Below are 15,280 nucleotides of genomic sequence, written 5' to 3'. Positions count from 1 at the left end.
TTAAGAAGGACAATGTATGCGGAATATTAAATTTATTTCTTCCGTATGACAATCCGCTGATCGGCGGCGATGTCTCTTTGTTCCAACGTTTTCCCATTCGGCCAGCGGATGAGAATCTTGTCGACTTTCTCGTCCTGGCCTAATCCGAAATGGAGCGCGGCGCTGTTTTGGGATAGAAAGCTGGCGCTGGAGTAGAGTTCGGCGATTTGCTTGCGCGTTTTGGCTTCGAGAAGGACGCGGGCGCCGTAGGCGGGCATTCCGCGCTCGTCCTGGACGGCGATTTGCAGCCAATGGCGGCGCGGACTGCGGTTTTCCAGCAGGAACGGCGTTCCGTCCAGATTGTTGACCACGATATCCAGGTCGCCGTCATGGTCGAAATCTCCGGCGGCGCTGCCGCGCGAGACGCCCTTTAACGACGACGCCGGGCCGGCCTTGTTGGAGACGCCGATAAATGATCCCTTGCCTTGGTTATGGAAAAAGAGCGCGCCCTGCGCATAACCGGCGAGAAATTCCAACTCGTCGGCGATGGGGTAGACATGGCCGCAGGCGACATGCATATCCGGCCAGGAATCGTTATCGAAATCCTCCAACAGCATTCCGAAACTGACCTTCGGCGTCGTTCCCTCGGCGATGCCGGTAACGAAGGAAGCGTCGCTGAACAGCATCTTCCCATCGTTGCGGTAGAGGATGTTATATTCGTTCTGGTAATTGGCCACGGCGATGTCCAGGTCGAGGTCGCCGTCGATATCTTTGATCGCTACTCCCATGCCGCCTTGTTCTTCGCCGCTTTCGCTTAATCCAACGCCAGCTAATAGCGATATATCCGTGAAAAATCCCTTTCCGTCGTTTTCGTAAAGATGGTTGTAAGTAGTGTCGTTAGCGACGTAGATATCCAGATCGCCATCATTGTCGAGGTCAGAAAATGTAACGGTGAACGCGCGTCCGCATTCGATGGCGTTGATTCCCCTTTCCTTCGTAACGTCGATGAATGTTCCATCGCCCCGATTCAAGAACAGATTGTCAGGAGCGGGTTCGTAAGAGGAAGGGCCGATAAAAGCCATTTTGCCGTGAAATGGCGCCAGTTTGCCCTTGCGGTTGGCGATTTCGACGGAAAATTCGGCGTATTGCCCCACGTAGAGATCGAGATAGCCGTCGCCGTTGACATCCGCAAAGGCGGCGCCAGTGCTCCAGCCTTCGTTTTGGGCGCCGCCTGCATTGGGCGCCCGCGAAAAATGTCCCTGGCCTTCATTGAGGTACAGCTGGTTGGGACCGTAGTTGGTCAGATAACAGTCGAGGTCGCCGTCGTTGTCTACGTCGGCGAAATAGCCTCCGGCGCCGAAGCCCGTATCTCCAAGACCGCTGGCGTCCGTGGCGTCCTTGAAGGTTCCATCTCCCTGATTGAGAAAAAGCTGATTGCGCGGCGCATTCTCGCCGGGCGGATGATAGAGGCTGGCGCCGTTGATGAGATATATATCGTCCCAGCCGTCTCCATTCACGTCGGCGGCTGCGACTCCTGCGCCTTTGGCTTCGATGATGTATTGCTTCTCTTTGGAACCGTCCACTTGCTGAAAAATCAATCCCCGTTCGCGGGCGGTTTCGACGAATTGAAATTGAGCGAAGACGCCAAGGGGATAAATCGCCGTCAGCGTCAGAAAAAACGTTCGAAAGATAAAAGGGTGCAGCATAGTCCATTCCGCTTTCTTGCGTAGGGGGAGAGTTTGCAACCGATCGATTAAGGCTTTTTTTCCGGCGAAGCGGCCGTTGGTTTCAATTTATCCAAAGCCAGATCCAAATTTTTCAATATGCCCGGATTGGGACCTCCCAATTCGAGTGCAATCTCGAAGAACTGCGCCGCTTGGGCGAATTTTCCTTGCAGCATAAAACTGACGGCCAAGTTATTGAAATGATTGGGATTTCCCGGATCGAACGTGATGGCTTTTTCCAAATGCCATTGGGCGTATACCGGCAGGCGTTCCTGAATATACAAAGCGCCTAAAAGGCCGTGCGCAGCCTCATTCTCCGCATCCAATTCCACTCCCGTTTCATAAGCGTCGATCGCCTTCCATGTCTCTTTTCGCTTGAGATATTCCTTGCCGAGATTGAACCAGACGCCGGGATTTTTCGGCGAACGGCGCACAGCCCGCAATTGATCGATAAGGCGGTTTTGACCCTCTTTTACTTTTTGATATTGCTTCAAAAGTTCCTGTGCTTCCGCCCGTTGACCCAGCCGCGCCAGCGCTTGCCCCAACAACCGGTAAGGTTCCGGCTCTTCCGGCTTCAGAGCGATAGCCTGCTTAAGCGCGTCGATGGCTTGGTCGGTTTGGGATCGTTGCAGGAGCACTTTGCCCAATCCTTCATAGGCGTCGAACTCAGACGGTTTTTCATGCAAAATAGCTTCATACAGTTTCTGCGAATCCTCAAAGCGATGGAGGGAGATATAGAGTTCCGCCAGCAATTTCCGGGAGCGCAAATGCTTGGGATCGGCTTGGATGGCGAGTAGATATTGCTTCTCGGCGGCGGCGAGATCGTCCTTGACCTTGTGCTGATAGATGCCCAGCATCGTGTAGGCTTCGGCGTGTGCGGGATTGAGTTTGATGGTCTCGTTCAACTCGTTGCAGGCTTCTTCCAATTTTTCCAATCCAATCAATTGCCGGGCAATGGCGAAATGCCATTCGGGATTTCGCGCGTCGAGGGAAACCGCCTGGCGAAACCAAGAAAGAGCCTCGGCGTAAAAATATCTTTCTTCCGCTTGGCGCCCCTTTTCTATGCATTCCTGAAGCGATTCTGCCAGTGTCAGAATGGCGGATGCCGCCAAGGCAAGCTGCCAAGCGGCAATCCATAGCATAGAACGAGAGCGAATAACGATTCTCATGAGCATATTTTTTCGATATTTGGATTAAATAGATTGATATTCCAAAGGTTTTATTTGACAATTACCTATAGTCTGTCGTTTTGACTACTCTGTCAAACATCGGCTTGTCATGTCAAGAGTAGGAACGATTCTTTCCCTTTCCTCGCAATTGTCGCCGTCGATGAGAAGAGATTAAGCATCTATTCAAGCATCGATTGAATTGTTGCTAAGGGACGAAACAGAGCGAATTATACCAAGTCTTATTAAGAATGAGACTTAAAATTCCCTCGCCCTCTGGGAGAGGGTTAGGGTGAGGGGATTATAAGTTTAATAATATCAACCCTCACCTAACCTCTCCCCATCTTGGGAGAGGAATTTAAAAACAACAATCTCAATGCAGGTTGGTATTATCTTATGGCCTATGGATGCCGTATAATACGCGGCGGCTATTGAATGGTTCGGCGATTTGATTCCATGGGAGAAGGAACCGAAAAAAATCGGAATTAACTCAATAATAAAATATCCAATTTAATTTTACAAATATATTGATAAAAGTCATATTTTATTGTATATTAATAGATGAATCGCATTCTGAAAGAAGTGTTATTGTGGAAGTAATTGTTGTATTGATTTTGTCGGCGACGCTTCAATTTTGGGCGGCCTATCTGGCTTGGAGATTGAACCGAGTCACAGAGAAAAAATCCGCCTGGATATTCATCGCCGCCGCCATTTTTCTCATGGCCGTCCGGCGTTGCATTACCTTGCGTTTATTATTAGTTACTCCCGCCGTTAAATATCCCGATCTTCCCCCCGAATTGATCGCGCTTTTGATATCGATTCTGATGGTGGTTGGATTGAGCCGGATCGCTCCCCTTTTTCTCGCCATGAAGCATTCGCATGATGCGCTGACGGAAAGCGAGAAAAGATTTCGCTTGCTTTATGAAAGAACTCCACTCGGTTATCAATCGTTGGATGAAAATGGGTATTTCATCGAAGTCAATCAAGCATGGCTTGATCTGTTAGGTTATTCCCGTGAAGAAGTGATTGGGCATTGGGTAGGAGAGTTCATATCGCCGCCTTATTTGGAAGTACTGCAAAAAAATTTCCCCCGCTTCAAAGCCGAAGGCGAAATTCGCGGCGTGGAGTACGAATTGGTAAAGAAAGACGGTTCAGTCGTAATTGTTTCCGTTAACGGCAGAATCGGCTACGACGAGGAAGGGAACTTCAAACAGACACACTGCATCCTTTACAATATGACCGACTTAAAACGGATGGATGAGGAACAAAAACGGTTGATTTCCCAATTGCAAGAAGCGCTGCAGAAAGTGAAAACCTTGAGCGGAATGCTCCCGATTTGTTCCTCCTGCAAAAAAATCCGCGACGATCAGGGCTATTGGCAGCAGCTTGAATCTTATATTCGAGACCATTCCGAGGCGGAATTCAGCCACGGTCTCTGTCCCGAATGCGCCAAGAAACATTTTCCGGAATATTTCCACGAAAAAAACTAAACTGGAACGGCGCCGCCGCAGAATCTCCATCGTTTCAGACGCAGGAGTTCCTCCGCCTTCAATTCAGGGAAGCCGTCGATGATCCGGTCCGCGTCAACAAGCGCTGTGAGGGGAAAGGTCGTTGTGAGGGCGATAGTATACATACCCGCCGACTTCGCCGCTCGAACGCCGTTGACGGAATCCTCCACCGCTGCGCAATCTTCCGGCGCCTCGCCTAGCGCCGCCGCCGCTTTGAGAAATATTTCCGGATCGGGCTTGCTGCGGCTAATGTCGGCGGCGCAAACCAACGCGTCGAAGAACGGCTCCAAACCGAACTTTTGAAGAATGAAGGAAAGATTGCGTTTTTGGGAACTGGTAGCGACGCCTAGTTTCAAGTTCGCGGCTTTAATCTCCTGGATGAAATCCAAAACGCCCGGTATGGCTTCTACGTCTTCAATGAGTTGGAAAAAGAGTTCGTCTTTCTTCTCAAAAACGCCTTTCCAATCCAAGTCCAAATCGAACCTTTCTGTCAGGCCATCCTGAAACGCCTGCCTGGACGCACCTGCGTAAGGACGCAAATCCTGATCCGTTACTTCGAGGCCATAAGCGGAAAGCGCGTAAATTTCCGCGCGCTGATGGATCGATTCGCTGTCGACGATCACGCCGTCCATATCAAAGATCACGGCTTTCATTCCTGGATTGCTTTCAACCTCCTTTATGAGAATCGGCCGCATGACGCGGCGAATGCAAAAATCCGGTTAAAAAAACGAGTGCGGAGAAAATTCTGCGCACTCGTCCCTATTATTGTATTTGGAAATCCAATTTTTTTAAGCCTTCAATTTCGCTAATTCTCCTTATTGGCCTAGGTTCATTTCCTCGAAAATAGATAAAGGCGAAATCTAAAAAATACCTTTGATTCTCCATTGGGAGTTGATTCTCTCCCATAAAAATGAAATAATACGAATTTATAAAACATAATATTATCGAATCGGGGGCATTCCATAATGAAAAGCATCGTTCGCCTAACCGTCATCGCAATGGGTCTTCTCTGCCAGCCGCTTAGCATCGGCGCTCAGACTATTACAACCATTGGGGAAATTAACGCCGTTACGGAAAACGGCGATCCCGCTTTTCCGGGATTGCAAACGTCGGATCGCTATACCGTCGAAGGCGCAGCGCTCAACGATCCCGGCATATTCAACAGCGAGACCGATAACTCCTATATTCTCTTTATGCAAGACGAAACCGGCGGCATCCAAGTCTATTCCGGCGCTTGGTATGGCGGCGGTCTAAGCGCATATCCCGCTGTTAAGCCCGGCGATAAATTGCGCGTAACGGGATTGACGGGCCATTTCGGCGGCAAGACCAACATCAACGAGCGCCACAATCCCGACCAGAAATTCTCCATCGAGATTCTGGGATCGGGCGATCCTCCCAAACCGTTGGAGATCGCGAATCTGGAAGAAGCGCAGAAGTTCGATTCCACCCGCAAGACGGGAGGCGAATATTACCAAGGGCGTTTAGTGATATTGAAAAATGTACTAATCGTCGAAGGCGAATGGATCAACGGCGGCGTATTGTCCGTAATGGATTCCCTAGGCGCCTCGATGAACGTGGAATTGCGCTTCAAAACGGGTATCGGCGGTTTTCCGAAGCCAGAGGGCGCACTAAATATCATCGGCGTTTTCGATCAGGAAGACGTGGAGCAGCCGTTCCAGGAAGGTTATGTATTGTGGCCGCGTTCCATCGGCGATTTTCAACCGGCGGGGACCGGAGTCGAGGATTGGAGTGTATATCAATATTAAACTTCGGAATAACTGGCGGCGGCGGACAAGATCTTTCACGTTGATCGAACTCTTGCTCGTTGTCGCCGTGTTCGGGATATTGGCCGCCATCGCGGTTCCCAATATGATCCAGGCGATGACGCGCAGCAAGATTGCGGCGGCCAAGGCTGATATCAAAGCCTGCGTAACGGCGGTGGAATCCTATCGTCTCGACAATGCCGGGCTGCCGCCATCGCGGTTCCACTGCCTCGCCTGGGGGGAGGAGCAGGCGAAGAAGTATTTCGAATTGCCGATGGAATTGACTACGCCGACGGCGTATCTCTCAACGAGGCCTCTGGATCCGTTTTATACCTTTCAGGGCGCTTCGCAAGACGCTGCCGGACAAACGATTAAGTATCGCCATCCCGGCTTTGGATATTTCAACAACATGCCGACGGAAGAAGGAATATGGATTCCCAAGTCCTTTCCCGCGGATGACGGCGATTATATTTTTTACAACAACGCCTCCGAAGATCATCCCGCCGCCAAGAGTCCGGTAGAGTATGGATTTTGGAGCGTCGGCCCCATTGCGAAAGCCGATATTACTCTGCATACCTACGAACCGGTTCCATCCAGTACGTGGTATGATCCCAGTAATGGAACCATAAGTTCGGGCATCATCGTTCAACTAAGCACGGGCCATAGTGCGCCATAATAAAATCGAAAAAAATGAGGTTCTTGCAAAAATGGTATAATTTTCTTTTCAATTCTCCCCCCAAGCTTGGGGGGAGTTAGAGGGGGGTTGATTTTGTTAGACTTATCTCAACCCCCTCCTAACCTCCCCCAAGCTTGGGGGAGGAATAATATAGTTTTGCAAGAGGCTCAAATGATAGAGTAAGAAAGGTAATACAACATGAAAACCAGAATCGTCCAATTTTTTGCGATCGGGAGTCTTTTCGCTATGACCGTTATCGCTTCCGAAACCATGATGCATACGGATGTTCCTTACGCGCCGGTTACAGTGGAATTGTTGGAACGGTTTCACGGCCATCTTGGCCCCAACGTGGCTTTGGGCGCCTGCATGGGAGAATACGCCATCGTCAAGTATGGCATACCGCGCTATTTTGGCGTAACAGTGGAAGTGGAATGCCCTAAGGAGCCGCCAGTCTCCTGCATCATCGACGGTTTGCAAATGACGACCGGCGCCACTTACGGCAAGAAGAATATTATCCACATCCCCAAAGACGAAATTCAAGTCGCCATTCAAAATGATCGAACCAAGCAGCGCATCGTCTTCCAGTTGAAGCCGTCGACGAAAGCCATGCTAAAAAAATGGGCGGAAGAGAACATGGACGTGGAAGAACGCGGCTTGAAATGCTTCGCCATGAAAGCGGAGGATTTATTCGATATCGCCGTTGAAGCCGGCCAGTAAGATTAAATCATCCTCCGGATCAATGGATCGCATCGCTCTGAATTTGATAAACGAAAAAAGATGTAAGGAAAATCGGATAGAAGAGTAGGGTGGGTCGAGCGAAGCGGGACCCGCCATTACCGAATGATCCTGATTCTTCTTACGCATTCCTGAATGGCTCTATAAACGAAGCGCAACCCGCCCTTCTACGGCTGGCTGCTGTTTATAGGTTGTAAGGAATTTCGGATAACAGCGGTTCAAGTGCGATTTCGCGCCATAACCATGCGGCTGATTTTTCTCTTGGATGGTTCTTGAGTGGAGCGGATTTTATCGGGATCGATGGTGTTGGGCCGGTTTTGAACGGCTTCATCCAGCTTTTGATATAGAGCCTCGTTTTTCTGGTAACGCTCGATCGCTTCGCCCACTAACGCATGTTGGACATCGACAAGTTTTTGTTGGCTTTTGACGACGTCCAGCCGGCGCCGGTGCTCCTCTAATCTCTTCTGAATCAGAGCCTTCTTTTTCATCATCTCTTGATATTCCGGCGTATCAGGCTGGAGGGCTTCGGACGACGTCTCGATTTCATCCAGCATCGCGTATAATTCGTCTTTGACGGCGCGGAACTCCTTCTCGAACAACTCGCCGGTGTATTTTAAGACGTCCTTATGCAAATTTAGGATGATGCTCTGCCGCAAACGGACGCCATGCTGAAAGGACGGCAGGCGGTTGAAGTCGAAACAAACGGCGCTGCGCGCGCGGGAATATTGTCCCAGAAGACTGCGGATTTTTTCTAAAATCTTCTTCGTCTTGTTCTTGTCGATAATGCCTAATTTCACTTGAATCAGCGCCCGCAAATAACGGGGAAGCTCCATCAATACCGGCCGTTCGCGCAGATGCTGATTGATAACGATTTCAATATTCCGCAAATCATCGATCGCTTTGTTGATCGAAAGCTTCGACCGCTCGTGCCGTTCGCGAAAATCGGAAAAGACCGAAGTATTGCCATAACCGTTCTTTTTCAACTTCAAGAGGAAATATTCGGTCATTTCCAGCATGAGTTGACCTGACATTTCGTTGTATTGCACAACGTCGTAAGCCTGATCCATTACAGCGGTGAAAAAAGGCTTTAGAGGATCGTTGTCGTCTATGGCGGACATCTTCATCCGCATAGCCTTGATCTCTTCCGGCGTGAACATCAAGCTCACTTCCTGCTGAAGCGATTGCTGCACGGCGGCGTTGACGGTCTGAGGCGAGAAAAATTTATATAGGCGGGTGCGGACGGTGATGATCCCTTCCGTCTTCTGCATGCACAATTGGCCTTGAATATTGAGGAGAGAAGTGAAGAGAGCGGATACTTCTTTTACGCTTTTATCGGCGACATGCGCATCCAGGTTTTCGAGAAGTTCATAAAGTTCTTTCTTCTTGCTCTTGACGATTTCAAAACCGTCCGTCTCCGTTAGGTCTTCTTCGGAAGTAAAATCCTCCTCTTCGAACGAGGTCTTGACCGCTTCGAAGATAACGTCCCGCACCGCTTCCGTCACGAATTGACCGGCTTTGACTTTTTTGGCGATTTCGTCGGCGGAAGTTTTAACCGGCGGCGGCGCATTCTCCCGATCTTCGTTAATATTTTCCAGCGACGATCCGATCTCAAGAATTTCGTCGATATCGATATCGAACTCTTCCGATTGGATATTGATCTTCATCGGTTTTTTGGGTGACACGTCGATCGCTCTCCCAATATTTTATTTTGATGGCTTTTTGTGCTGCTATGATGGAATTATCTCAAAAAAACATCTCAAGTCAATTGTATTTTTTACGATTATATTTCCAATTTCGCAATAAATTAAACGAGAAGAGTTCTCTTTGCGGCGAACTATGAATTCCTTTTCGGCGCAAATTCAGCGGCCTCAACTCCATAACAGCTTAACCAAGAATGGATTCCACATTCCTACTAATTATAACACTTCTCCCGGCGGCTGGCTATGTACTCAACCTATATTTCTTTCTCGAAGCGGATTGTCTGATCTTTTAATTGAATTTATCAGCGGAGCTTCGCATCGATTTCCTTTTATCGTAACTTTCGGTATAGCCTTACGTTAAAGAATTACTTACAATAAGAAAAATTATGAGGAATCGAAGGAAAGCGGCTATTGAATATGATATTCGGAATGAAAAAAACTTCTGCTAAAACGATCGCCATAATCCTTCCCGTCCTGATCGCTTTATTTTCCCATGCCCCCGTTATATCCCCCTGCGTTGAAGGGGGGGAGATGAAGGGACGCATCGTCTTTTCCAGCCAGCGAGGCGGCGATTGGCGCATATGGATCGTCGAGGAGGATGGATCGAACCTGCGGCGATTGACGGACGGCCAGCCGGAAGAAAGGGATGTCGATCCCCGCTTTAGTCCGGTTGGCGAAAGCATCCTTTTCGTTTCTACGCGAGGCGGGAAGCCGGGGATATGGCGCATAACGAGTGAGGGCAAAAAGTTGGAACGTATCGCCGACGGCGATCAGGCGGATTGGAATCCCGACGGTTCGAAGATTGTTTTTCGCCGCGAGGAACGGATTGTTGTTCGCGACTTGAAAACGGGAGAAGAAAAAACCGTTACTCCCCAAGATTGGCCCCATTGTTCGGGACCGTCTTGGAGTCCGGATGGAAAGGCTATCGCTTTCGCCTGCCGTTGGGAGGCGGGAAACGGGATATATCTTGTCGGAATCGAGGGTGGCGAGCCGGTGAAAGTCTACGACCAAAAAGGCGCCTGCGAACCTTGCTGGTCGCCGGATGGCAAGCGGCTCGTCTATGAAACCGAAACCCATATCTGCGTCATCCAGCCCGATGGCAAGAAAAACCGCCCCGTCACCTATCAGGGAGGCGTCCAACGCTACGGCGATTGGAGTCCCGACGGACGGAGCATCGTTTATTGCCAAGGCGTTTCCGAATCCGGCCCGTGGGAACTCTATATCGTTTCGGCGGAGGGAGGAACTCCCATTCGCCTGACGGAAGGCGGTTCCGATATGAATCCTTGTTGGAAATGATGAATGATGAATGATGAATGATGAGCCAGCCTACTCTCTGTTTTCTTAGGAATGATGAGTGATGAATGAAGTAGGATGGATCGGATTGTTTGATCTATCAATTATGTGAATATCTACGCTTAGATTTCACTCAAAAAAATAGCAAATTTTTTTTCATCACTCATCATTCATCATTCATCATTTGAATAAGAGGAGGTATGTCTGATGAATCGACTTTTTAGGATCGTCGCCATAATCGCCGTCGCCGCACTATCCGCCGCGGCGGGAGATGCGCCGCCCAACGCCTCGCCCTTCGCGGCGATATGGGATACGGGCGCGCCGTCCGCAGAACCACTCGCTCCCCAAGCCATCTCGGAGCGCAAACAGTGGACGTTGCTCAAAGAAGACGATCTCGCCCATTCGTTTCAAGGGGACGCCGTGATTCTCAACGACAAGGCCGCCATCGTTTTGCGTAAAAAGGGTTTCGGCGCCGAACTCTATTCCTTGATGGGTAGCCAGCCCAAAGCTCGGGCGCAATTAGCGCCGGACGCCAAGATTAAAATGGCGTCTATGACTATTGTAGAAAACAATCCCGGCGCCGCGCAAATTCAAGCCAATTATTCGGATGGCCAGTCGGTAGGATTTCGTCTCACGGCTGGAGATATGATTTTAGAAATTTTGCCCAGCCCCGCGATGAATCGGAATCTACGGATTCGAGCGGGAGTCCAATACGCCATCGTCCCCGATTATTTCGCCGACGATATGATTTTCTCTCCCGCTTTGTGGAAAAGGGATGGCGCGCTGCTTCCCGTCGAACAGTATTTCCTGAATGCAATGGATGACGGCGGCGCGTTGATAATGTGCGCGTGGCAATCCAAGCGCCAGGGAGCGAAACTTTTCTTCGAAGGAAAGGAAAAGGAACGCGCCATTGGCGGCTTTGATGTCAAATGTCTCGAAGGAAATAAAATTTGGATCGCCTTGCTGGAACATCCCCATATTTGGGGCTTCGCGAACGAGGTGAAAAGCGCAACGGACTGGAAGCCGCCTTTTCCCGCCAAGTGGCGCGCCGATCTTCTGCAAAAGGACGGCGAAACGCAATCCTCGTTCTATTCGGAAAAAATCGAGACGGCGACGGAACCGTTTTTCGTTTATCCTATCGACCGCGATCGAACCACGCCGTTGACCATTTTTTGTCCCGTCGACGTCATGAAAAATACGCTGGGAACTGGCCCCTGCCAATATATCCTGGAAGCGGAAAAACTAGGTTCCGATACCCACCCCACGCCCAACGCCGTAGCGGATTGGGTGGAAGCGCAATTCGGAAAGCAGCGCGATAACCGTCTTAAAAAACAATTGCAGGATACTTTTAAGGCCATGATTGGCTTATTGATGGATATGACGACTAGAATCGATCGATACGTTAAATTGGGTCAGGAAATAAAAATGATCTGTCTCGCCGAAAAGAAAACCCATCCCGACCAATCCGCCGTTATGGATCAATTGATTCAAACGATCGAAAATATGGAAAACGCCGTTAACGCCCGCAGACGGGCGATGGCCAAACCTGAAGTCGTAACGTATTGGGGAATGGAAATCGTCGATCTGCTGAATGAAAGCGATCCGATGCCCAAATGTACGATTTTTTGCAAGCGCATCCGGGGCATGGGCGACGCTTACGATTACGCCCTTTCCAAAGGCCGCATGATGATGCGCTGGCTGTCGGTTCAATGCGCAATGGAAGCGGAGCGGAATCCAAAAGCGCCAGAAGCGATGAAAAAAATTCAGGAGCGTTTAGAACGTTTCGGTAAAGATAATTAATAATTGTGTAGGGTGAGCCTCAAAGCAAAGCGCAGCCATTCTTCCTGACCATGATCACTCCTAAAAAAACGTTTATAACCGTAGGATGGGTCTCGTCGTTTGACCCATCAATGATTGCATCCTTAAATATCGATGGGTCAAAAAACGCGACCCATCCTACTTTTCTACTTTATTAGGAGGAGCAAGATTGTGAGAAAGCATCAAGCGTTTGTTTACGCCGCAGCATTGGGGATTATTGTACTAGGAATTTCTTTTTCTCCAGCCTTTGGGGAGGATGCGCCGCCCTTTGCTTGCGTATTCGATACTGGATCGTCCTCTCCCAATCCATTAACATCCGCCGCATTCGACAAAAAGGAAAATTGGAGCGTCGTCCCGGAAGATATCATCGAACAGCCTTTCCAAGGGGACGCCGTTTTGACGAACAACCGGATTGCTCTGGTTTTGCGGATTAACGGACCGGGCGCCGAGTTGTATTCCCAAACCGGCACAGGATTCCGCTTCCGGGCGCAGCTATCCCCGCTGATGGACGGCGATGACGTTCGGCTGACGTCCTTCGAACTCCTCGAAAACAATCCCAATACCGCCGCCGTCTCCGCTATGTTTCAAGCGGATAACGGAAAAAAAGCTGCGGTGCGTTTCCAATTGGACATGGGGCAAATCTTCGTAAATACCAAGCCGCAGGAAGGCGTTGATAAATTGCGTATTGGCGCGCCTTGCCGCTTCGCCATCCTGCCCGATTTCTTCGCTGACGACATCGTCATCGACGCCCGCAAAATTCCCATCGCCGAATCCGATCTGCCCAGCGAAAACTTTTTGCTGCAAATGCTGGATGAAGGCGGCGCAATTCTCTTCAGCGTCTGCAATACGATGGAGCAGGATATCGCCGTCGCTTTGGCGGGAGAGGGTGATAAGCGGACGATCGAAGGCGCGCGAATCGATTACGGAAAGGATGGCGAAATTTGGGTGGCTGTTATTGATGCGCCGGAAGTGTGGCATGAGCGCGATATCAACAAGCAAGAGGCGGGCAAAGAGATCGCCCTCGATTGGAACGTTCCTTATCCCGCCCAATGGCGCGTCGATTGGCGATGCTCCGGCGATATGACCGATAGTTGGGAGATGTTGGCTCAACAGCCGGATGGAACTTATTTCAAATACGGCTGGATGGGAAAATCGGCCTCGTTCGGCCAATCGGATTGGTTGCGCCCAACCACGCGAGAACGCTGGACCACTGTGCTTGGCATGTTTCTTTACCCTTGTTGGATCGACAAGGAGGGGCGTCCCTGGCTGCAGCCGTTGAAAGAAACTCCTACATCCTTCGAAGGCCCCGCCGTCATCTATCCCATCGACCGCATCCAGGAAACGCCGCTGGAGCAGTTTTCGATCGTCGATATCGTCCGTTCCACTCTCGGCGTCGGTCCCTGCGAATATATCCTCGATCTGGAAGGGCAGCATAATTCGTTCAAAGGATTGCCCACTTGCGCCTCTCGCACGAAATTGAACGATATCTACGCCGCCAAGAAGCAAAAAGAAGATCGAAAAGAGGTGGAAGAGACGCTGACGCAAGTGATGGCTTTCATCAATCATATCCGCGGACGCATCGAAGATTACTCCGTCTTCGGCCATGAAATGTTGGCTTTTTTGGAAAAACAGAAAAAAGAGCATTCCGAGTACGCCGATTTTATTAGCGAAATGGAAACAATAACGAAAGAGATCGACAAGGGAATCGCCAAAAGAGCCGATGACATCAAAACGCCGGAATATTCCAAAAACCTGGTGCAAACATTCCGATCAACGCTGGTGGATTATACGGGAAGCGATGCTTTCGATAAATGCAAGAAAATTACCGCCGCGTTTGTTGAAGTCGGCGGCAACCAGGACGAACTCGTCGGCGAATGCCGCGTTCACGTTAAACGCCTGCGGCAGCGCGCAGGACTGGCGATGGCTATGAATCCCCACCTGGCGCCTTTCGCTAACGAAATCAGAGAACGAACGCAGAAAATCTTGCGCAATCCCGCCAGCTACGAAGCCGCCCGGCATTAATGCCTGAGAAAAGGAGATTCGCCTTGAACGTTTTCCCCGCTGTTCGAAAAAAAACTCCATTTCTATTCTTCGCTCTTCTCCTCCTCGCTGGCGGATGCGGCGGCTCAACGGGGAACGAGAAGAATGCGGCGAAGATAGAGATTCAATCCATCACGACCAAAACCGGCGTGGAAATGCTCTTGATTCCGGCGGGAGAATTCGTCATGGGCGGCGACAGCGGCGAGACGGATGAAAAGCCCGCCCATAAAGTGATAATCAGCGCCTTCTTTATGGACAAAACCGAAGTAACGCAGAAATCGTATGCCTCCTTGATGGGGAAAAATCCCGCCAAATCCAAAGGCGAGGATAAGCCCGTCGAACAATTAAGTTGGTTCGCCGCCATCAAATACTGCAACATGCGTTCGATGCGCGAGGGACTCGATCCCTGTTACCAACTGGAACCGTTGTTATGCAACTTCGACGCCAACGGCTATAGGCTGCCCACGGAAGCGGAATGGGAATATGCCTGCCGCGCCGGCACGAGCGGTTCTTACGCTTTCGGAAGCGATGCGGCCAAGTTGAGCAAGTATGCTTGGCATAAAGACAATTCCAATAAAACCACCCATCCGGTGGGAACAAAAGCGCCCAATCCGTGGGGATTACTCGACATGTACGGCAACGTTTGGGAATGGTGCAACGATTATTACGCCGAAGGTTATGCAGCGGACGCCGCGCAAGACCCAAAAGGCCCCGCCAGCGGCGAGAAGTGCGTCCTGCGCGGCGGCGGATGGGACAGTTCGGCGGAATCCTGCCGTTCCGCCGCCCGGCGCGGCGAAGCGGCGGGCCTCGCCGACGTTTGCTTCGGCTACGACGCCTACGGCTTCCGCTGCGTCAAGAAAGCCGATAACGCTGCTTCT

At 50.4% G+C, this 15,280-nt stretch carries 12 protein-coding genes; 8 read left to right on the top strand and 4 right to left on the bottom strand.

Translation table 11 applies throughout. The features are described 5' to 3' along the window. Positions 1-32 precede the first annotated feature (32 nt). The gene (locus AB1656_22885) at positions 33-1,685 is read right to left on the bottom strand and encodes a CRTAC1 family protein (GenBank protein ID MEW6238246.1); all 1,653 of its coding nucleotides are present in this window, start codon (positions 1,683-1,685) and stop codon (positions 33-35) included. A 47-nt stretch (positions 1,686-1,732) separates the two neighbouring features. After that, complete coding sequence (locus AB1656_22880) at positions 1,733-2,872, bottom strand: tetratricopeptide repeat protein (protein MEW6238245.1); 1,140 nt, start codon at positions 2,870-2,872, stop codon at positions 1,733-1,735. Positions 2,873-3,459: 587 nt separating this feature from the next. Here AB1656_22880 and AB1656_22875 point away from each other — a divergent pair. Next, positions 3,460-4,359, top strand: a complete 900-nt coding sequence (locus AB1656_22875) for a PAS domain S-box protein (protein MEW6238244.1) — start codon at positions 3,460-3,462, stop codon at positions 4,357-4,359. Here the strand turns inward: AB1656_22875 and AB1656_22870 are convergent. Beyond that, positions 4,356-5,021 carry an HAD family phosphatase gene (locus tag AB1656_22870; protein MEW6238243.1) on the bottom strand — a complete coding sequence of 222 codons (666 nt, stop codon included), beginning with the start codon at positions 5,019-5,021 and terminating at the stop codon, positions 4,356-4,358. The genes AB1656_22875 and AB1656_22870 overlap by 4 nt on opposite strands. A gap of 321 nt (positions 5,022-5,342) precedes the next feature. Between AB1656_22870 and AB1656_22865 the strand changes: the two genes are divergently transcribed. From AB1656_22865 to AB1656_22855, 3 genes are all read left to right on the top strand, one after another. Continuing rightward, positions 5,343-6,143, top strand: a complete 801-nt coding sequence (locus AB1656_22865; GenBank protein MEW6238242.1) for a hypothetical protein — start codon at positions 5,343-5,345, stop codon at positions 6,141-6,143. Continuing rightward, entirely contained in the window at positions 6,127-6,816 is a 690-nt protein-coding gene (locus tag AB1656_22860; protein ID MEW6238241.1) for a type II secretion system protein, read from the top strand. Before AB1656_22865 ends, AB1656_22860 begins: the two co-directional genes overlap by 17 nt. A gap of 198 nt (positions 6,817-7,014) precedes the next feature. After that, the gene (locus AB1656_22855) at positions 7,015-7,533 is read left to right on the top strand and encodes a formylmethanofuran dehydrogenase subunit E family protein (protein MEW6238240.1); all 519 of its coding nucleotides are present in this window, start codon (positions 7,015-7,017) and stop codon (positions 7,531-7,533) included. Positions 7,534-7,769: 236 nt separating this feature from the next. Here AB1656_22855 and AB1656_22850 read toward each other — a convergent pair whose 3' ends face one another. Further along, on the bottom strand, positions 7,770-9,233 hold the full coding sequence (locus tag AB1656_22850; protein MEW6238239.1) for a hypothetical protein: 1,464 nt from the start codon (positions 9,231-9,233) through the stop codon (positions 7,770-7,772). Positions 9,234-9,680: 447 nt separating this feature from the next. Between AB1656_22850 and AB1656_22845 the strand changes: the two genes are divergently transcribed. The 4 genes from AB1656_22845 to AB1656_22830 form a co-directional block, all read left to right on the top strand. Continuing rightward, positions 9,681-10,547, top strand: a complete 867-nt coding sequence (locus AB1656_22845) for a hypothetical protein (protein ID MEW6238238.1) — start codon at positions 9,681-9,683, stop codon at positions 10,545-10,547. A gap of 204 nt (positions 10,548-10,751) precedes the next feature. After that, complete coding sequence (locus AB1656_22840; protein MEW6238237.1) at positions 10,752-12,344, top strand: hypothetical protein; 1,593 nt, start codon at positions 10,752-10,754, stop codon at positions 12,342-12,344. Positions 12,345-12,533: 189 nt separating this feature from the next. Next, a complete protein-coding gene (locus AB1656_22835) occupies positions 12,534-14,384 on the top strand; it encodes a hypothetical protein (protein ID MEW6238236.1) in 1,851 nt (616 codons plus the stop codon). Positions 14,385-14,407: 23 nt separating this feature from the next. After that, positions 14,408-15,280 (top strand): SUMF1/EgtB/PvdO family nonheme iron enzyme (locus AB1656_22830; GenBank protein MEW6238235.1); only part of this gene is annotated, 873 nt, incomplete at its 3' end.

It is taken from the genome of Candidatus Omnitrophota bacterium (assembly GCA_040755155.1).
Taxonomy (GTDB): Bacteria; Hinthialibacterota; Hinthialibacteria; order Hinthialibacterales; family Hinthialibacteraceae; genus JBFMBP01.
Note: the sequence above shows the minus strand (reverse complement) of the source record. Positions and strands in the feature narration are given on the sequence as shown.